Annotated in this window: 12 protein-coding genes; 6 read left to right on the top strand and 6 right to left on the bottom strand. The window is 64.5% G+C overall.

Annotation, left to right across the window (positions count from 1 at the left end):
* Positions 1 to 16: 16 nt before the first annotated feature.
* The 3 genes from GK109_RS10145 to GK109_RS10135 form a co-directional block, all read right to left on the bottom strand.
* Complete coding sequence (locus GK109_RS10145; protein WP_157240174.1) at positions 17 to 2,005, bottom strand: penicillin-binding transpeptidase domain-containing protein; 1,989 nt, start codon at positions 2,003 to 2,005, stop codon at positions 17 to 19.
* A 69-nt stretch (positions 2,006 to 2,074) separates the two neighbouring features.
* Entirely contained in the window at positions 2,075 to 3,523 is a 1,449-nt protein-coding gene (locus tag GK109_RS10140; RefSeq protein ID WP_157240172.1) for an NAD(P)/FAD-dependent oxidoreductase, read from the bottom strand.
* Positions 3,516 to 4,982: a glycosyltransferase family 87 protein gene (locus GK109_RS10135; RefSeq protein WP_157240171.1), complete on the bottom strand. Its 1,467-nt coding sequence runs from the start codon at positions 4,980 to 4,982 to the stop codon at positions 3,516 to 3,518. Before GK109_RS10135 ends, GK109_RS10140 begins: the two co-directional genes overlap by 8 nt.
* A 69-nt stretch (positions 4,983 to 5,051) precedes the next feature.
* Between GK109_RS10135 and GK109_RS10130 the strand changes: the two genes are divergently transcribed.
* Positions 5,052 to 5,315: a hypothetical protein gene (locus GK109_RS10130; protein ID WP_157240169.1), complete on the top strand. Its 264-nt coding sequence runs from the start codon at positions 5,052 to 5,054 to the stop codon at positions 5,313 to 5,315.
* 7 nt (positions 5,316 to 5,322) lie between these two features.
* Here the strand turns inward: GK109_RS10130 and GK109_RS10125 are convergent, their stop codons facing one another.
* The 3 genes from GK109_RS10125 to GK109_RS10115 form a co-directional block, all read right to left on the bottom strand.
* Entirely contained in the window at positions 5,323 to 6,612 is a 1,290-nt protein-coding gene (locus GK109_RS10125) for an ISL3 family transposase (RefSeq protein WP_157240167.1), read from the bottom strand.
* A 676-nt stretch (positions 6,613 to 7,288) separates the two neighbouring features.
* The gene (locus GK109_RS10120) at positions 7,289 to 7,873 is read right to left on the bottom strand and encodes a histidine phosphatase family protein (protein WP_321214835.1); all 585 of its coding nucleotides are present in this window, start codon (positions 7,871 to 7,873) and stop codon (positions 7,289 to 7,291) included.
* The gene (locus GK109_RS10115; RefSeq protein ID WP_157240166.1) at positions 7,870 to 9,447 is read right to left on the bottom strand and encodes a CCA tRNA nucleotidyltransferase; all 1,578 of its coding nucleotides are present in this window, start codon (positions 9,445 to 9,447) and stop codon (positions 7,870 to 7,872) included. Before GK109_RS10115 ends, GK109_RS10120 begins: the two co-directional genes overlap by 4 nt.
* Before the next feature lie 207 nt (positions 9,448 to 9,654).
* Between GK109_RS10115 and GK109_RS10110 the strand changes: the two genes are divergently transcribed.
* The 5 genes from GK109_RS10110 to trxA all read left to right on the top strand — a co-directional run bounded on the left by GK109_RS10110 (position 9,655) and on the right by trxA (position 15,721).
* Positions 9,655 to 10,155 carry an NUDIX hydrolase gene (locus GK109_RS10110; RefSeq protein WP_157242834.1) on the top strand — a complete coding sequence of 167 codons (501 nt, stop codon included), beginning with the start codon at positions 9,655 to 9,657 and terminating at the stop codon, positions 10,153 to 10,155.
* 72 nt (positions 10,156 to 10,227) lie between these two features.
* Positions 10,228 to 12,387, top strand: coding sequence for a murein biosynthesis integral membrane protein MurJ (murJ, locus tag GK109_RS10105; RefSeq protein WP_157240164.1), 2,160 nt, complete (start codon positions 10,228 to 10,230; stop codon positions 12,385 to 12,387).
* A gap of 164 nt (positions 12,388 to 12,551) precedes the next feature.
* Positions 12,552 to 14,144 carry an ABC transporter substrate-binding protein gene (locus tag GK109_RS10100; RefSeq protein WP_157240162.1) on the top strand — a complete coding sequence of 531 codons (1,593 nt, stop codon included), beginning with the start codon at positions 12,552 to 12,554 and terminating at the stop codon, positions 14,142 to 14,144.
* A gap of 256 nt (positions 14,145 to 14,400) precedes the next feature.
* Positions 14,401 to 15,357, top strand: coding sequence for a thioredoxin-disulfide reductase (gene trxB / locus GK109_RS10095; protein ID WP_370460519.1), 957 nt, complete (start codon positions 14,401 to 14,403; stop codon positions 15,355 to 15,357).
* 37 nt (positions 15,358 to 15,394) lie between these two features.
* On the top strand, positions 15,395 to 15,721 hold the full coding sequence (gene trxA, locus GK109_RS10090) for a thioredoxin (RefSeq protein ID WP_139027242.1): 327 nt from the start codon (positions 15,395 to 15,397) through the stop codon (positions 15,719 to 15,721).
* Positions 15,722 to 18,846 lie beyond the last annotated feature (3,125 nt).

Raw genomic sequence — 18,846 nt, 5'->3', positions numbered from 1 at the left:
GGGTTCTTTCCCCGCGTCACCCGGCGGCGGTGAGGAACTCCTTCAGCAGCGGCCCCGAGGTGGTCGCGCCCAACCCGCCATCCTCCACGAAGACGGCCACGGCCAGGTCGCCGTGGACAGCCACGATCCAGGCATGCGTCTTCGGGGGATTCTCGTTGCCGAATTCCGCCGTGCCGGTCTTGGCCCCTACCGGAGCGCCGGGAACGCTCGAAAGGAAGCCGGCATGCCCGGAGGTGACCACGGCACGCATCATGTCCGCCAAGGAGGCGGCCTCCGCTGCCGTGATCGGCTCGCCTGAGGCCGTCACAGGAGCCTCAGCCGTTGCAGTGGCCGAAGGCTGGGCGGCGGGTGCCGTGGATCCGCTGGTTGTCCCGGCCGATGGGGCGCCGCCGTCGGGATTCAGCACCAGCTGGGGCGAGACGGGGGCCCCCTTGGCCACGGAGCCGGCCATCATGGCCGCTGCCAACGGCGAGAGCAGCACCTTGCCCTGGCCAATCATGGAGGCGGCGTGTTCCGTCCCGGCCGCCTCGCCCGGAACGGAACCGAGGAACGCTTCGGCCCCCAGTGAAGGTGCTTCGACGGCGATGCCCATGGCCAGGGCGGCTGCCTCGAGCTGTCCCTGCGACACGGTGTCCCTGGCGGCGATGAACGCCGTGTTGCACGAGTGCGCGAAAGCGTCGCGCAGGCTAACGGAGCCGAGGGAGCCCTCCGGGTAGCCTTCGGCGTTCTTGAAGGTCCGCCCGTCCACTGTCAGCGTGGGTGTGCATTCAACCTTGGAGTCAGGGGTCAAGCCGTTGCGGAACATCGCCAGGGAGTCCACCATCTTGAAGATCGATCCGGGCGCGTACTGGCCCAGCATGGCGGTGTTGTAGCCGTTGCTTCCCGGGCCCGATGCCACGGCCAGGACGGCGCCGCTGGAAGGGCGCAGCGCCACGATGGCCGAGGCCGGAGCGACGCCTTGCAGGGTGCTTTCGGCCAGCGACTGCAGCCTCGGGTCGATCGTTGTCTTCAGCGGCGTTCCCGGCGTGGGCGCCACTTCGAAGAGCACCCGCCGGGGGTCTGTTGCCGCCGATTGGATTTGTTCGCGGGTCAGGTCCGCGCGCTGGGCACGGATCACGACGGCGTCCGTCCCCCGGAGCTGTTCGTCGTACTGCTGCTGCAGCCCGCCGATGCCGGTCGTGTCCCCCGCGGTCAGCGCGCCGCCAGAGGCGTCAATCTGCTCGGCGGTGGCCTCGCCGACCGTACCGAGGACGGCACGGGCGAAGGTCCGGCTGGGCGCCAGGGGCACCGAGGCGGGAATGGCGCGGGCACCGGGAATGGCGGCAATCTGCTCGTTGGTGATGGTCCGGCCCTCTTCCCGCAGGGTGATCGCGGAAACGAAGGCTTCGGCGCCGGAGGCCTGCACCTGCTGGACATAGCCGGCGGGGTCAACGCCGACGAGGGCGGCGAGCCTGGCGGCCGAGTCTGCGGGATCGGCACCCACCAGCTGGGGCTTGTCGATACCGACGTTCACCACCGGCCTGTACGTGACCAGCGGGACATCACCGGCTCCGAGGATGTCCGCACGCTGCGGGGACTGGGAGCCCTTGGACAGGATCTCGCTGTCGGCGAGGCCGGGTGCCAGCGTGGCGGGGTCCCAGACCGCCAGCCACTTGTCCCCGGACTTCCTGAACTTTGCCTGGACTGTGTACTTCCACTCCGCCTCACCGAATTTCCACGTGTAGTCCAGCGGCGCGGAGGCATTGTCACCGTCAAGGGTTACTTCACCCGGTTCAACCGCCGGCTTCTGTGGGTCCAGTGCCGCAAACACGCTTCTCAGCTGGTCATTGGCAGCTGCCGCGTCTTTGCCCTCAAAGGCCACAGTCCCCACGTCCAGTGACGAAAGGCCTGCGGCGAACTGTTGTACTGCCGTTTCGGCCCCGCTCCTGCCGTCGTCGCAGGCCGCCAGCGACGTTCCCAGAATCAGCACAGCGACGGCCACAGAAAGTTTTGTTGATTTCCCCATCCGGCCATTATCACCCGTTGTGCCCGGGGCCATTGGCCATTCAGCGGCCCTTCGCAGGCGGTCCGCGTCCTAGGGCGTGTTCAGGCCCAGCGCTGGAACGGGCAGTTGGAATATGTCCTTTAGCGCATGCGTTGCCGCGTGGAGGCCGGGCATGCCCGTAACCCCAGGGCCGGGCGGCGTGGAGGAGGAGCAAAGGTAGACGCCCCGGAGCGGGGTTCGCCACGGATGCCGCGACACCACCGGCCGCTGGACCAGGCCGCGGAGGTCCATGGTCCCGGCACTGAAGTCCCCGCCGATGTAATTCCGGTTGTACTCTGCCAGCTGCGCCGCGGTAACCACGTTCGTGTCCAGCACCAGGTCCCGGAATCCGGGGGCAAACCGTTCCAGCTGGGCGGTGATGGCCCCGGCCATGTCCTTGGTTGAACCGGCAGGAACGTGGCAATAGGTCCACAGCGTGTGGCGTCCGGCGGGAGCCCGGCCGGGATCGAAGCGCGAAGGCTGGGCCACCAGCACATACGGCCGCTCGGGGTGTCGGCCCGCGCTGACCTCGTTTTCCGCATGCGCGAGTTCGGCCCTGGTACCGCCCACGTGGACTGTTCCGGCGTCTGCCAGTTCCGCAGCTGTCCACGGCACGGGGCCGGAAAGAATGAAGTCCACCTTGCACGAGCCATTCCCGTAGCGGAAGGACTCCAGCGCTTTGCGGTACCGGTGGGGAAGGGAATCCCCGGCCATGTCTGCCAGTCCCCGCGGCGCTACATCAAGCAGGGTGGCCCGGGCGACCGGGAGGTCCTGCAGCCGGTTTATCGGGGCGTTCGTGTGGAGGACCCCGCCGTGTGCCCTGATGTCCTCCGCCAGGGCGGCGGCAATGGCGGCGGAACCACCCAGGGGAATGGGCCAACCTTCAGCATGGCCCAGCGCCCCCAGCATCAGTCCCGCCCCGGACGCGGCCAGTGACGGCAGGTGGGACACGGCGTGGGCAGCGACGCCGCTGAGGAGGGCAGGGGCAAGTTCTTCGCGGAACCGGGTGTTCCACAGTCCCGAGCCCTGCTCCAGGGTCCGCAGGCCGAAGATGCCCGCAGCGACGGGATTCCGGGGGACACGGAAGAGCTGGTTCTGCGTGAAGTCCATGACGTCGTCGACGGTGCGGACCAAGGGTCCCATGAGGCGCCGGTAGGCGGCCCCGTCCCGCCCGAGTCCCGCTGCCGTCCGGTCTAGGGACCGGTAGGCAAGGGCGGACCGGCCGCCGTCCAGGGGAGAGCCGTAGGACAGCACGGGAGTCACGAGTTGCACCCGCCGGGACAGCTCGAAGGCGCGGAAGAAGGGCGATGCCAGGGCCATGGGGTGGACGGCCGAGCAGACATCGTGGAAGTGTCCCGGCTGCATGAGTTCCGCAGTGCGCGTCCCGCCGCCGATTTCGGCCGCAGCCTCGAAAACCTCTACGGAGAGCCCTGCCCGCGCCATCACCGCTGCGGCCGCCAGTCCGTTTGGTCCGGCGCCCACTACCGCAACGTCAGGCATCGGATGCGGCCTTCCGCCGGGCGCCCGGGTCCGCCGGGGTGCGCAGGTTCAGACGGAACCGGTCCGGGGCGCCGGTGAAGGGTCCGCCGTGGGGATCGTCCAGATGGTGCCGCCGGACGGGATCGTAGGTGGGGTCGTAGATGTCCCACGTCACCCGGGCCATCAGGTAGGCGACGGCCACCATGTGCGCCGCCACGGCCAGGACGTAGTAGGGCATATCCAGGTTGTGCTGGGAGGAACCCGCGCTGGTCACCTGTCCAAGGTACATCCACACAGCGGCCCAATGCAGGCCTTCGATGCCCTGCCAGACCAGGAAGTCCCGCCACCGCGGCCTGGCCAGCGCGAGCAGCGGAATCAGCCAGACAACATACTGCGGTGAGTAGACCTTACTGGTGAGGATGAACGCCGCCACTATCAGGAACGCCAATTGGGCCAGGCGCGGGCGGCGTGGCGCCGTGAAGGCAATGAGTGCGATCAGGGCGCAGGCCGCCGCAAACAGGCCGAAGGACAGAAGGTTCACCGCGTCGGCGCCCAGCTCCTGGCCCCTTAACCTGTTCAGCAGCAGGTTGTACGCAAACCACGGTGAGCCGTACCCGGCGCCGCGGTCGGCTGAGTACTGGAAGAAGTAGGCCCACCCGGAGGGATTTGCGACGGCGAACGGCAGGTTGACTGCCAACCACGCGGCCCCGGTGGCCACCGCCGTCGTCAGCAGGGGCCGGAAGCGGCCGGTCCGCAGGGCGAGAAGGAGCATGGCGCCCAGGATGAGCAGCGGATACAGCTTCACAGCCGTGGCCAACCCGATGAAGATTCCGGCAAGCACCAGGCGTTCCCGCGAAAAAAAATACATCCCCACGGCAAGCAGTGCCACCGCCCAGAGATCCCAATTAATGGTGCCGGCCAGGACGATGCCTGGCGCCAGCGCCACCATGGCCGCATCCCAAGGGCGGCGGCTGGTCATCCGGGCCGTAGCCAGGACGGCAACCACCGTGGCTGCGGCCAGAAGCGCAACATTGATATCGAAATAGGCGAGGATCCGGGCGTTCGTCACTCCGGTACCGGGAACCAGCCACGCCGTTACCCCCGCGATCAGGGCGGTGAGGACCGGGTACTCAAACTGGCTTCCACTGGCCACGATGGGAAACTGTCCCTCCGCGAGCCCGCGGTTCCGGAAGAGTTCCGGGAAGTCGGAGTAGCAGGTGGCGTAGAACTGGGTGGGGGATTCCCAACCGTTGGCTCGGCAGTAGCCCTTGAGCAAGGTGCCCGCGAGTGCCGCCAGCACCGTCAGCAGGATCAGTACCCGCTCCACAGTGAAGATGCCGGGGGAGACAACGCCCGGAGCGGCCCGGAATCCAAGGGGGCCGCCCACCACTTCCGTGAAATTCCTCAGCAGGACATCGCTCCGGCTGGGAACCACCAGGCGCAACCTTTCTTGGTGCTCCGGCGGCTGGGACTCCTGCATGGCTTGAGCTTACCGCCGCAGCGGCCGGGTACAGGGGCCACCCGCGAGCTGGAGCCCCCGCGTCGCCGCATGGGCTCCAGCCAGAAGGTGACCCACGTCCATTCGGCCTGCTCGCTGATGGCCGGCACCGTTCCCGCGGACGGGCGGCGGTCCACGTGCCTGCTGCTCCGCCTACCGCGTACCGCCGATCTGCTGGTGCATCAGGACGAAGACGTCTTCGCGCTGCTTCTCCAGCAGGGGTTCGTTGATCAGCCTCCTGCCGCTGCGCCGGCCTTGTGCCGGCAGCAGGAGTTTCCGGGCTCTTCACGGTTCGTGGTGAACGTTCTGCCGTGAGGGATGTTCATGCCGCTGTTCTGGCGGCACTGCGCAACAGGATACGCGTTTTGTAGTTGCGTGCGTTGGTGAATCCCCGGCCAGTCCTTTTTATGTGTTTGATCGCGGTGTTGTTGGCTTCCACTTTCGCGGTTGTCGCACCGGTGACAATGAGGACTTCGATCTCTTTCCACCACCTGCAGACCGTGCGCCAGAGCCGGTTCGTCTCCGGCTGCGCGGCTCGCTCGACCAGGACCTGCAACCGGTCTTTCGCGGCGGCTGCGTCGGCAAGAGAGCCGGTAGTCAGCAGGGCCCGGAGCTGTTCCTTGACAAGCCACGCTGCCTGCAATTTCCCGGTGGCATCGTCGGTTGCGAACACGGTGCTGAGCCTGTCCCGTGCCCGGTCCGAGAGTGTGTCCCCGGCGCGCAGGAGCAGTCGCCGGTTGGCCCAGACCGGGTCAACGGAGCGCCCCCGCCGACCATGGGTCTGCTGGGTGAGTCGTTGACGGACTTCGGTGAGCATGTCGTTGCCGAGCTTGACCAGGTGGAACGCGTCGACCGAGACAGCGGTGCGTGGCAGCCACATCCGCAGGGCCTTGCGGAACGCCGCCGAGGGGTCGATGGCAACGACCTGCACGCCCAGGCGCCACTGAAGCGGACGGGCGAACAGCCAGTCCCCGACGCACTCACTGTCGCGGCCATCCACGATGCCAAGGACTTGTCCGGTGTCGAGATCGACAATGGTGGTCATCCAGGGTTCGTAGCGTTTCCAGGCCTTGGTGGCGGGGTCGCGGAAGAACCGCACGGACCGGTAGCGGTGTTCATCGATGCCGAGCATCCGCGGGGCCAGGGCATCTACATCAGGCAGCGTCAGCGCCGCCGAATCCAGAGCCCGCTGGACCAGCCACCACGAGACACCGAACGAAGCGGCGGCCTCCGCGGCGGCCCTGCCGGAGCCGATGACGGCAGCCACCAGGGCCTCACGGAGCCGGCGGGTGGACCGTGCCCGGCGCGGGACCTGGGTGGTCTCTTCAGTGAATGTCCGGCGGGGGCACAGGTACTCATCGCAGAAGAATCTCCGCTTGGCCCAGACTACTTCGACCGGCCCGGCGACAGGAATGTCCCGCAACCGTTGTGGCCGACGGGAATGAGCCCGGGTGCTGATCACGCCACACGACGGGCAACCGGCCTCTGTGGTGGCCACGACCCGGATCCGCCGCTGGCCGAAGGAGAGGACCTCGGTGCCGGTGACTCGGTAGTCGGGCAGGTTGAAAATGGCGGTGGCAGCATCGGGGCGCGGCGAAGTAGGCTCGATCAAGGCTCGTAGCTCCTGACTCTTGATGAATGCGTAGAGAACATCCATCACAGCAGGGCTACGAGCCCTTCAGCTTTCAAGACACGGAACCCGTTTCACCACCAACCGCGAAGAGCCAGTTTCCGGAACTTTCTCATGGGTATCACCTCCTTTTGTACTGGCTGGCCCGCAAACCGGGCGCGGCAATTAATCCCTTTTGCGAAATGCAATCGGGACTGGAATTAGGGCGCAGGAAAGCGCACCCAGGAATAACCGGGATTTGTCAGAATTGCCGGAACAAACAGCGCTCAGACTGTTTGATCGGCAAGGCAGGGGAAAGGCCCCAAGGAAAGAGCGTGGCTCCGGCTTACGGGTCTACTCAGGGGTTCTGGCTATGGCGTTGCACGTGGGAGGCTGCGTTCCACCCAAGCGGAGCAAGGCTAGGAGCCGGTGTGTCCCCAAAACGGGCGCGCAAAGGCATCAGAGGCCGGGGCTGCGGTGACGTTCATCTTCCGTCCGCTAGTCAAAGTAATCATTTTCCCAACCTCCTTTTCTGCTCTGCCATTGCTCAGGCCAAGGGCCGTGCAACATGCGCCGATACCCCGGCAGACGCTCTGGGGTCAGGAATAAAACTACACTACGGCGAAGGATATCCGCCAGTAAGAAAGCAAAAATAAATCAAACAAATCCCGGAAAGCCTTTAAAGGCCCCAGCGGACAATAGCGGGTGTTCTTTTGTCCCAGCCCAGCGTGCAGACCTTGGCAGTGCCCAGAATGAAATGGCGGCCTTCCATGGGCGGCAATTCCAGCCAGCGTGCCGTGAGGATCCTCGAGAAGTGGCCGTGGGCCACAATCAGCACATTGTCCATGCCGGATTCCAGCACCCGGCCAATGATTTTGTCCGCCCTGGCCGCGACCTCGTCCAGCGTTTCGCCGTTGGGAACCCCGTGCGTCCAGATCAGGTATTCGGGGTTGTCCTTTCGGATCAGGTCAGAGCTGATGCCTTCGTAGTCGCCGTAGTTCCATTCGACGGCCAGGGGTTCATGCTGGGCGTCAGGGAAGCCGGCCAGCTCTGCTGTCCGCCGTGCCCGCCGCAGGGGAGACGTGAGCACCAAGTCGAAGTCGACGGGATCCAGCACCTTGCGGGCCTCCACGGCCTGCTGTTCTCCCTCGACCGTCAACGGCAGATCCGTCAGCCCGGTGTACTGGCCGCTTTTGGACCATTCGGTCTCGCCGTGGCGGAGGATCCACAGCTGGGGGCGCGGGGCAAGGGCGGGAATGGTCACTTGGACTCCTCAGAAGGGGAAGGCTCGACGGCGGCGGGAGGCGTTCCGGCCTCGGCCGCGGCAGGTGCGGGTGCGGGTGCGGCAGGTGCGGGTGCGGGATCGGCTTCAACAGGCGGGCGTCCAGCTTCATCCGGGGCGGATTCCGGCTGTTCCGCCCACCAGCGGAGCAGCCGTGCTTCCGCTTCGTCCGTAGGCAGGGGCCCGCTCTCCATCCGCTCATTCAGCAGGAACTTGTAGGCGCGGCCCACCACGGGCCCTGGTTTGAGCCCCAGCAGGGCCATGATCCGGGCCCCGTCAAGGTCGGGGCGCACAGCGTCCAGCGACTCCTGTTCGCGCAGTGCGGCGATGCGGGCTTCCAGGTCGTCATAGGCGAAAGCGAGCCGTTCGGCCTTCCGCTGATTGCGGGTGGTGACGTCCGAGCGCGTAAGCCGGTGCAGCCGTTCCAGCAGTGGCCCGGCATCGGTCACGTAGCGGCGGACTGCAGAATCGCTCCAGCCGGCGTCCCCGTAGCCGTAGAAGCGCATGTGGAGTTCCACGAGGCGGGCAACAGCCTTGGTGGTGTCGTTGTCGAAGCGCAACGCCTTCATCCGCTTGGAGGTGAGTTTGGCTCCCACCATGTCGTGGTGGCGGAAGCTCACCGCGCCGCCCGGTTCAAAGCGGCGCGTAGCCGGCTTGCCGACGTCGTGCATTAATGCTGCGAAGCGCAGCACGAAGTCCGGCCCCGGCACGGAGCCTTCACCATCCGTCTCCAGCTCCGCTGCCTGCTCAAGGACCTGCAGGGAGTGCTGGTAGACGTCCTTGTGCCGGTGGTGCTCGTCCGATTCCAGGCGGAGCGCGGAAACCTCAGGCAGCACGAACTCGGCGAGGCCGGTATCCACCAGCAGGTCCACGCCGACGCGCGGGCGGGCACCGCAGATGAGCTTGACCAGTTCGTCCCGCACGCGTTCCGCGGAAATGATGGTGATCCGCTCGGCCATCTCCGTCATGGCCCGGCGGACGTCTTCGTGCACGGATACACCCAGCTGGGCAGCGAACCGTGCCGCCCGCATCATCCTCAGCGGATCGTCGGAGAAAGACAGCTCGGGTGCCCCCGGCGTGGCCAGGACGGAAGCATGAAGGTCACGGACCCCGCCGAAGGGATCCACCAGTTCCAGGGAGGGCAGCTTCAGGGCCATGGCGTTGATGGTGAAGTCCCGCCGAAGCAGGTCATCGGTCAAGGACGAACCGAACGCCACCACCGGCTTCCGGGAATCAGGATCGTAGGCCTCTGCCCGGTAGGTGGTGATTTCGATCTGGAAGCCGGCCTTGCGCATGCCGATCGTGCCAAAGGCGCGGCCGATCTCCCAGTAGTTGTCCGCCCACTTCTTGATGAGTGCCACGGTCTGGTCCGGGGTGGCGTCGGTGGTGAAGTCCAGGTCGGGGGACGTCCGGCCCAGGAAAAGGTCACGCACCGGTCCGCCCACCAGGGACAGTTCGTGGCCGGCGTCCACGAAGCGCCGGCCGAGCTCCAGGACCACCGGGTCCACCTGGAAATCAACGGTCTGGGAATCAGTCTTGTGATGTGCGTGCGCCATAGTTACTTAAGCTTGGCAGAAACCAGCGTGTCGGCAGGCCAAATTAGGGTCAAGATCGCGCGGAATCGCTCAGTGCACGGCAAAGTGCGTCATATGCCGTCCATGTTGGTGTCATGTTCCGGTCATCACGAACGGGCAACAGTCGTTAGAGTGGACTCCATGGCCCATCCAGTACCGAGCGCTCCCGGCAGGAGGACGAACGCGCCATTGCCATCGGCAATTGGTGCGCACGTTGCGCCTGCCCAGCATTCGGCACCGGCATCGCTGCCCACGGTGGAGGAGGTCTCCGCCGGCGGCGTCGTGGTGGACACGTCCGACGCCGAGTTGAGGGTTGCGATTATCGCCCGCCTTAATCGCGGCGGACGCCTGGAGTGGTGCCTTCCCAAAGGCCACCCGGAGGGAAAAGAAAACAACGAGCAGGCCGCCGTCCGAGAAATTGCCGAGGAAACCGGCATTGAAGGCGACATCCTCGCACCGCTGGGAAGCATCGACTACTGGTTTACCGTCAGCGGCCATCGGGTCCACAAAACGGTCCATCACTACCTCCTGCGGGCCACGGGCGGCGAGCTCACCATCGAGAACGATCCGGACCAGGAAGCCGTGGACGTGGCCTGGGTCCCCATCCAGGAACTGGCGCGCAAGCTGTCCTTCCCCAACGAGCGCCGGATCGCCGATCTGGCCCGGGAAGTCCTTCCCGGGCACCTTTAGGGCTGCAGCCGCCCCGGGCAGCCGGTGCCTGCATTGCGGCTTTAACTGCCTTCGGGTGAGACGATGAACTCGATGTCAGCTACCAACTTTCCTTCCGATAAAGCCGGCCCGCCCGGTGACGCCGCCCCTGACGGCGTTCCCCCCGCGCCGGCCGGCGCGGACAGTTCCCCTGGCGGCACGGTTGCCAGCGAAACCAGGTCCAGCGCCATCATGGCTGCCGGGACGCTCGTTTCGCGGTTCCTGGGTTTTGGAAAGACCTGGATGCTGGGCACTGCCCTGGGTCTTGGCTCCACCGTCAATGACACCTTCATCAACGCCAACAACCTGCCCAACCTGATCTTCCTGCTGGTTGCCGGGGGCGTGTTCAACGCGGTCCTGGTGCCGCAGATCATCAAGGCAAGCAAGGCTCCGGACAGGGGAGCGGACTACATCAGCCGGCTGCTGACGCTGGCTGTGCTCCTCCTGCTGGGGCTGACAGCCCTGGTAACGCTGGCGGCCCCGGGGGTCATTGAGCTCACCACCCAGGGATACAGTCCCCAGCAGAAGGCCCTGGCCGTCACCTTCGCGTTCTGGTGCCTGCCCCAAATCTTCTTCTACGGCCTTTACGCCCTCCTCACCCAGGTACTGAACGCAAACGGCGCATTCGGCCCTGCCATGTGGGCGCCCATCCTTAATAACGTGGTGGCCATCGCCGGCCTCGGCATGTTCATCTGGATCTTCGGTGCGAACGAGCTGAATCCGCACACCCTGGACAACTGGGGCAGCACCCAAACCCTGCTGGTGGCGGGCTTTTCCACCATCGGCGTGATATCCCAGACCGCCATCCTGATGATTCCGGTGATCCGGCTGCGGCTGGGCCTCCGGCCCCGATTCGGCTGGCGGGGAGTAGGACTGGGCCAGGCAGCCAGGCTGAGCGTCTGGACCTTGCTGACTGCCGCCGTCGGGCAGCTCGCCTTCCTGTACGTCATGCGCATCGCCACCATCCCCGGGGCGGAACGCATCCGGCTGCAGCAGGCGGGAGACCCTGCAGCGAACATGCTGCCCGGCAACGCCGTGCTCGAGGTTGCCAGCCAGCTCTACCTGCTGCCGCACTCCATCATCGCGCTGTCACTGGCCACGGTGCTGTTCAACCGGATGACCCGGGCTTCGCAGGACGGGAACCATGACGAGCTGCGCGATGCACTCTCCCACGGCCTGCGGACCATGGCGGTTGCCACTGTGTTTGGTGCCCTGGCCCTCTTTGCCCTCGCCGGTCCCCTGGGCATGTTCTTCTCCGGAGGGCTTCGCCAGGACGGCGTGATGCTGGCCCAGACGCTCACCATCCTGGCGCTGAGCACGCCGTTCATGAGCGCCAACTTCATGATGTCCCGGGTGTTTTACGCGAATGAGGACGCCCGGACGCCGTTCTTCATCCAGCTGCTCCTGGCCGTTGTCTACGTGGCGGGCGCGTTCGCCATCCAGTTCTTGCCGGTCACCCAGATCATCTACGCCATCGCCGTCCTCTATATGGTGGGCAACATCCTGTCGGTGGTCATCAGTGCGTACTTCCTGCGGCGCCTGTTGGGTCACCTGGACGGGCCAAGGATCGCCAACTCCTACATCCGCATGGGGTATGCAGCGCTTGGTTCGGCCATTGCAGGTGCAGGTGCGCTCTGGCTGATGGGCAGCTACAGCCCGGACGGTTTCGCCTGGCGCGACCGGATTACAGCCCTCATAACGCTCGTCGTGGTGGGCCCGGTCATGCTGGTGGCCTACTTCTTCCTGCTCAAGCTGTTCCGCGTTGCCGAACTGCGCGACCTGCTCCGCCCCCTCTTGGGACGGCTGGGCCGCGGCGCACCGCCGTCACCTTCCGCGGAAGCCGGGACCCCGCCGTCGGACTCTCCCCCCGGCGGAGCCTCCGGTGGACCACGGCGGCCCGCGCCGGAGCGTGCCACCACCTCCGTGGACACCGGGCTCATTCCCCGGATTTCCGGCGAGTTCGACGCCGTTTCCTTCAGGGCCGGGCCGGCTCCGGAACAGGAGGACGCGGAACACGGGACACGGCGGAGGCAGGCGCGCGACGGCGACGGCCCGGCTTCGTCCGACGAGGACTACCTTCCCGCGGAGGACCAGCCCAGTACGGCCCGGGGAGGTTTGCTGCGGGAACAGATTCCGCTGCCAGGACGCCGTACCTTCCAGGGGAAGCCCGGCGAGAACCCCTACTTCAAGCCACGGCGCCCCCGAAAAAAGTGACTTTCGAGCCGGCCGCCGCCGCCTTTATCCAGGGCGCAAGGGACGCAATCGGCTAGGATCGAGAAGGTACAGGGGTAGTTGCATCCAGGGCCAGCCGCCCGGCGGCTCCTGGATGGCGGTTGCATCATTCAAGCCGGCACTCCCGGACAGTCTAGGAGGAACACGTGTCCAACCCGATCGATGTCGGATCAGTACTGGGCGGCCGTTACAAGGTCACCGCCACTGTATTGGCCTCGCACGACCACGATCTGGTGCTGGACGGTGTGGACCAGGTCCTGAACCGTCCCGTCAGCATCCTGGTTGCCGGCCCCGGCAACACCGAGCAGGTTGCCCAGAGCGCCCGGGAAGTGGCTACCGGTGAGCGGCCCGGCACCGTCCAGGTCCTGGACCTTGGCATGACCGAGGCTGCCACCTACCTCATCACCAACCACACGTCGGCTGCGGATCTGCTGGACCTGGTGGTCGCGTCGAATCCGCCCTATGTGGAACCCTTCTTCACCGACACCCTGGGCAGCGAGATCTTTGGCCAGCCAAGGTCGAACGAGCCCGAACCCTACGACGACGAAGACCACATTGAAGCGGGCTACATCAAGTACTCCGATGCACACCCAAGCCAGGTGGATCCCTACCGGCAGGCACCGGTTGTGCCGCCGAAACCGCCTGCCCGGCCGGCGGCGTCGCCTTCCTCCGCCCGCAACTCCACCGGTGCCTCCGCAATGGGCGGGGCAGCAGCAGTGGGCGGGGCAGCAGCAGTGGGCGGTGCGGCAGGTGCTGCGGCTGCTGCTGAAGCCGGCTCCGGAACCCGTAGCGGCAGCGAAGCAGAAACCCGCGCCACTCCGCTGAGCGCTGGCCAGGGACGGGACCACCAGCCGGTACCGGTTCCCGGAAGCGGGGAGGGCACCCCGGGGGGAAAGCCGAAAGTGTCCCTGTGGTCCGACGCCGATTACGCCTATGCCGAGGACCAGCCTTCCGGCGCGCCGGTTGAAGACGAACCTCAAACGGAGAACAATAAGTCCTCCTTGTTTGCGCGCTCTGCCGCGCCTGCCGCTGCAGGTGCTTCATTTGACAGCCAAAGCGGGTATGACGACGACCGTGACGAGGGCGGCCGCGAGCCCAGGTCCATGCGATGGCTCGTTGGCGGGTTGCTCGCTGTAGTCCTCATTGCCGGGCTTGTTTTCGCCGTAACAAACCTGGGCAGCCTTTTCTCCCCGCAGCCGCAGGCGGTTCCCACCGCCCCTGCCACCAATGGTGGTGCCCCGGAGACCACGGCACCCGGAACGCAGGCGCCGACCTCCGCTGCTCCCGCCGCCCCGCCGGCAATTGAAAATATCAGCAGGCAGGGGAGCTTCGATTTCGCCGCCACCTTCGATGGTGACTTGGTGAAGGCCTATGACGGCAACGCTGCCAGCTACTGGTCGGACATGGAGTTCGCAACCGAAAACTGGGGCGGCCTGGCACCCCAGGGCGTCCCGCTGGTGGTAAAGCTCAAGAACCCTGCCAAGGTTTCATCCATCACGCTTTCGCAGTTGGGGGGATCCGGTGGCAACATCACGGTGTACACCAACGACCGGCCTGCACTGGATGGTGCCAAAGCCGTAGGGACCAACAGTTTCACGTCAACCGACCTGACAATGCCCTTGGCCGAGCCGGTCCAGGCCCAGTACGTTATTGTCTCCATCAACTCCCTGCCACGGCTTGCCGCTCCTAAGACGCGCTATGGTTACGGCGTCCGGCTCGCCGAGATCAAGGTGCAGTAACCTCCCGCTACTTGAAGCGCGGCTGCCGCCGTGATGTGGGCTGTCGGGCGGTTGCCGCTGCCGGTGGCCGGGGGAGGCGCAGCGCCTGCCTGGTGGGACTGTAACCTTGGAAGAGCGCCTGCGGTGACGGTTGTCTGCTGTCTACCTGTGTTTCAGCACGTCCAGGCGCCGGAATATTCAGGATCAAGTAACAGTTGTGCCATGTGGCCGGCCTCCACGGGGAGGCGCGTCAAATAAGGAAGAGGTTCACCGTTCAGTGACCATCGCAGAAAACACCGCGTCCGACGTACGTGATGTCATCATTGTGGGCTCTGGCCCGGCTGGTTACACGGCAGCTGTATACACCGCCCGTGCCAACCTCAAGCCGCTTTTGCTTGCAGGCTCCGTTACCGCCGGCGGTGAGCTGATGAACACCACCGACGTCGAGAACTATCCCGGTTTCCCGGAAGGGATCATGGGCCCGGACCTGATGGAGAACTTCGAAAAGCAGGCCTCACGCTTTGGCACGGAGATCCAGTTCGAGGATGTGACCTCCCTTGACCTCGAAGGTCCTGTAAAGACGGTGACCATTGCCACGGGCGAGAGCTTCCGTGCGAAGGCAATCATTCTTTCTACAGGGTCCGCCTACCGGGAGCTCGGGCTGCCGAACGAAAAGCGCCTGTCAGGCCACGGCGTTAGCTGGTGTGCAACCTGTGACGGTTTCTTTTTCAAGGACCAGGACATTGCGGTGATCGGCGGGGGAGACTCCGCTATGGAGGAAGCACTCTTCCTCACCAAGTTCGCGAAATCCGTGACAGTTGTCCATCGGCGCGACACCTTGAAGGCATCCAAGATCATGGCCGACCGCGCTTTGGCCCACGAAAAGATCAACTTCATCTGGAACAGCACCGTGGACGATGTTGTAGGCGAGGACAAAGTCAGCGGCCTGAAGCTGAAGAACCTCGTTGACGGAACAGTTTCCGATCTTTCGGTGACCGGCGTGTTCGTGGCCATCGGCAACGATCCCAGGACTGACCTGATCAAGGATGTCCTTGACCTGACACCCGAGGGGACCATTGCCGTCGAAGGCCGCAGCTCGAAGACAAGTATCCCCGGCGTTTTCGCCGCCGGCGACGTTGTGGACCCCACGTACCGCCAAGCCATCACGGCATCCGGTTCGGGTTGTGTAGCCGCAATCGATGTAGAGCATTACCTCGCTGACTTGCCCGCATAATCACCGCAACCAATATCCGAAGAGAGAGACAAGGGTTATGAGTAACGCCAAAGACGTAACAGACGCTAGCTTCAGCACGGACGTTCTGTCCTCCGACAAGCCGGTTATTGTGGATTTCTGGGCCGAATGGTGCGGGCCCTGCCGCAAGCTCGGTCCGATCCTGGACGAGATTTCGGTGGAATACAGCGAGAAGGTTGATGTCGTCAAGGTAAACGTGGACGACAACCCATCCATCGCAGCCGAATACGGCATCACCTCCATCCCGGCTGTCTACCTGTTCCAGGGTGGTGAAGTGAAGAGCACGGTTATTGGCGCTAAGCCGAAGCAGTTCTTCGAAAAGGAATTCGCTGACGTCCTGTCCTAGGTTCTGCGGTTTCTGCAGTTTCTCGAGTGGCCACCGCCTTCCGGCGGTGGCCACTTTTGTTTCAGGAACTGGACACGAGCAACTGTGAGGCTCGTGAGACTGCGGGGGCTGTGCGCGCATCCGCTCGTGAGCGCCGTCAGTCCCTGCGGTCCGCTGTTTCACGTGAAACGTGGCCGTCCGGCAGTCGCGGTACACCGCCTCTATAAGAGGACCGGGTCACCCGCACTTCACCCGCACTGCTAAGGGGAGCTCCATATTAGGGATGACGCACTGCAATCCACGTAGCTCCGCCCTATTTGGTTGGGTTAATCTCGTGCTGAGAAGGCCCCACCATGCGGCCCCGCCCTGCGGCCCCGCCCTGCGGATTCCTCCCGCTCCGGTAGGCAATCGCACAGGAACCGTACTTACACCTGCGCCGGGACAGGAATTGCTTCTATCCGTACGTGGTGAGTGGTACACCTCGTGACTGAATGCTGCGGTGCGGGGGCGGCGTGTTTCACGTGAAACACGCCGCCAGCGCGGCACCAAGATTGAAATCGCTACCTAGCCGTTAGGTGAAGCAGAAGACAAATGATGCCTCACGGGCCTTTCCACAACGCACAGCTAAGTTGGGGTGAGCGCAGCCAAGGACAGCCGCCCTACTGGCCGCGCGATGCCGGGCTCAAGGTCAACGCGCAGTCCTTCTTCCGAAGGCTCGCTCTAACTGCAGTGCACCTCGTCTCTAAGTGCCTTCCCACGACCCGCGGACAATCACTGCACGCCAGCGGTGCGCGACACTGGCGAGGCAACCAAAAACCGTGCGCCCCAATCGCACCCCGCAGACTTGGCCCGACAGGCGGCCAAGGGACATTGGAGCTAATAGCCATGAATTTCTCCGGGGGAGCCACCTGGTCTCCTGTACGGACTTCACCCTGTTCTGCTGTCATCTGGTGGTCATTGAAGTTCAACCGGGGTGCTCAACTTGGCTGCGGCGGCTAGATCCAACGGAGCCTGTCCAACCGGTCTGTGTCCCTCTCCTGCCTGAGCAGGTTGGTCGTTCCCCATACTCATACTCATGACACGGCGACTACGAGACCGCCCGCTTAATGAGACCGTCGGCGATGGCTGGTGGATCTGCTCCTCCCGGGCTGCCGCTTGGTTCTAGGTTCTGGAGGCTCGAACTCTCAGGTGGCATGAACGCTGACAGCACACCCCGGCAGTTCGCCGGGGCCCCGGTCGAGTTTGGGGGCACCACCCCTCCCGTTTCAGCCCGGGGGAGCGCGCGCCTAGAACCGACCTTTGTACAGAACCGTTTCACGTGAAACACCGCGGTCGCCGCATGGGAGAGTTTGCGGTGCGACTGCAAACCTCCTGGTGAAGCTGCAGCCCCCTACGTGGTGGCCCCAGAGTGCAGGCACCGCATGATGACTGGGACCTCTCCTCTCATTGGCTAGGACGTTCCCACCTTCGTCTGGCGTCTTGCCTGTGCCTTGCGATGTGGATTTTAGGGTAGCTTGCTGTACCTGACGCCTACAGCTCCACATCGGTGTGACCACCAGGCGCGCACACCGCCGAGTATGAACCTCTCGGCAGGAGCCGGACTCGACAATCCACGAGTCTATAGCCAGCCGATTCTGTCTTGGGCCGTGCACTTACCGGCACCCCTTGGTTCTTCACCAAAACAGAGTCGGGAGCAGGGTGCACGTAATCTAGGGGGCCAACTACTTGCCTCCTACTCTTTCAATGCGTGCGTACCGGCGGCCCCATCTCACAACCGTCACGTCAGGACCATCCAACCAGCCGGCCGCAGTTAACCAATCCGCTGTCTGCCCGGTGGACCCTCAACGCCATAAATCCAGCCAGGTCCTCAATGTGCACCCCATCCATGGGCCACACCTGGGCCTCATGATCCCAAGCAGCCCGCTAGTCTATCCACAAGTTATCCACACCAGCAGTTCGCTCCTATCCACAGCCTTATCCACAGCCACCTAGCCAAGAGCCCGCGCCGCTTGCTGATCCGCCACGACAGCCCCAACCCCCAGTTGCAGCCGAGTGTGGCAAGCTATGGTCGGTCTGCGGTCTCCCGGCGAGCCTGCTCTCAAGATTCCAAGCCCTTCCCAGTCCCTGAATAAACCATAGTTAGTAGATACAGGCGCAGAAACAGCATCGTTCTGCACTCCTAGTTTGTTTCACGTGAAACGAGGCAGTGAATCAATCCGCACCGTAGGGCTGGGGATGCCCCAGAGGAACTGCCCTCTGGCGACGTACCGGTTCAACCTCCCGTTCCGTGAGGCCCACTGTCCACAAAGTTATCCACAGCGCAATCCACAGCCATGTCCACTACACCCGAAGGGTGTGTGGAAGACCACTGCCGGCAGGGACACCTCAAATGGCAAGGCGGCCGGCCCCAAAACCGCTATGTTGGGCACCCCGGGGATATGAGGAACAGGAAGGCGGAAGGGCCCCGACAGAGAACAGCAACGACCTTACCGCCCCGCAGAGGGTGGTGACACCGTAGTGAACGGCCAGTGGACGGCCTCTGCGCATCGTGCGTTGCACCGCGGTTCGAGAGCCCCTTTCGTGCTGGATCGCAGCACGGCTCTTTGCTAGCCGGGACGGCATCCCCTAGTAGCAGGACGCGACAGCCCGCGTTGTTCCACGTGAGAGACTGCAGGCACGTCCAGCCGCCCGTATCTTCTTGACTGAACCCGTGCGGACTACACGACCCCTAACCAGCCGTTGTGGAGTTCTCCGGCCCGGTGCTATGGCGCTATGACGGTCCAGGGGAGTGATGACAACAACCCGCCCACCACAGGTCTGCTCGCGCGGGGATCCGCCTCACTATTCCAGAACGCAAGATTGGATCCCAGAGCTTGACCGCTGGTGGTTATCCTTCCGAGCATCCGGCCTCCGCGTTGCCCCTTTTGAGCCGTCAGTGGCGTGCACCCGATTATGAGTCTGGTGCTTCATCGCTCACTCGCCGGTCATGAGCCTACACCTGTCAGTAGCCCTCTCATCCATACTCCTCGAAGCCAATCATCGAGCTACTGCAGGCGCAAACTCGACGACTGCTCGTGCTGTGCCTTTGCGGAAACCAAGAGCGCTAGGGGTTAGCAATCGTTTCACGTGAAACAAGCAGGGGTCCG

Origin of the sequence: Pseudarthrobacter sp. GA104, from assembly GCF_009741265.1 — a bacterium.
In the GTDB taxonomy this organism is placed as follows: Bacteria; Actinomycetota; Actinomycetes; order Actinomycetales; family Micrococcaceae; genus Arthrobacter.
The sequence above is the reverse complement of the archived record's forward strand: the minus strand, read 5'-3'. Positions and strand labels throughout refer to the sequence as shown.

Excerpts from the sequence above, each read along its gene's own strand:
- GK109_RS10145 (WP_157240174.1), bottom strand. The coding sequence starts at position 2,005 with ATGGGGAAATCAACAAAACTTTCTGTGGCCGTCGCTGTGCTGATTCTG.
- GK109_RS10140 (WP_157240172.1), bottom strand. The coding sequence starts at position 3,523 with ATGCCTGACGTTGCGGTAGTGGGCGCCGGACCAAACGGACTGGCGGCC.
- GK109_RS10135 (WP_157240171.1), bottom strand. The coding sequence starts at position 4,982 with ATGCAGGAGTCCCAGCCGCCGGAGCACCAAGAAAGGTTGCGCCTGGTG.
- GK109_RS10130 (WP_157240169.1), top strand. The coding sequence starts at position 5,052 with ATGGGCTCCAGCCAGAAGGTGACCCACGTCCATTCGGCCTGCTCGCTG.
- GK109_RS10115 (WP_157240166.1), bottom strand. The coding sequence starts at position 9,447 with ATGGCGCACGCACATCACAAGACTGATTCCCAGACCGTTGATTTCCAG.
- murJ (WP_157240164.1), top strand. The coding sequence starts at position 10,228 with ATGTCAGCTACCAACTTTCCTTCCGATAAAGCCGGCCCGCCCGGTGAC.
- trxA (WP_139027242.1), top strand. The coding sequence starts at position 15,395 with ATGAGTAACGCCAAAGACGTAACAGACGCTAGCTTCAGCACGGACGTT.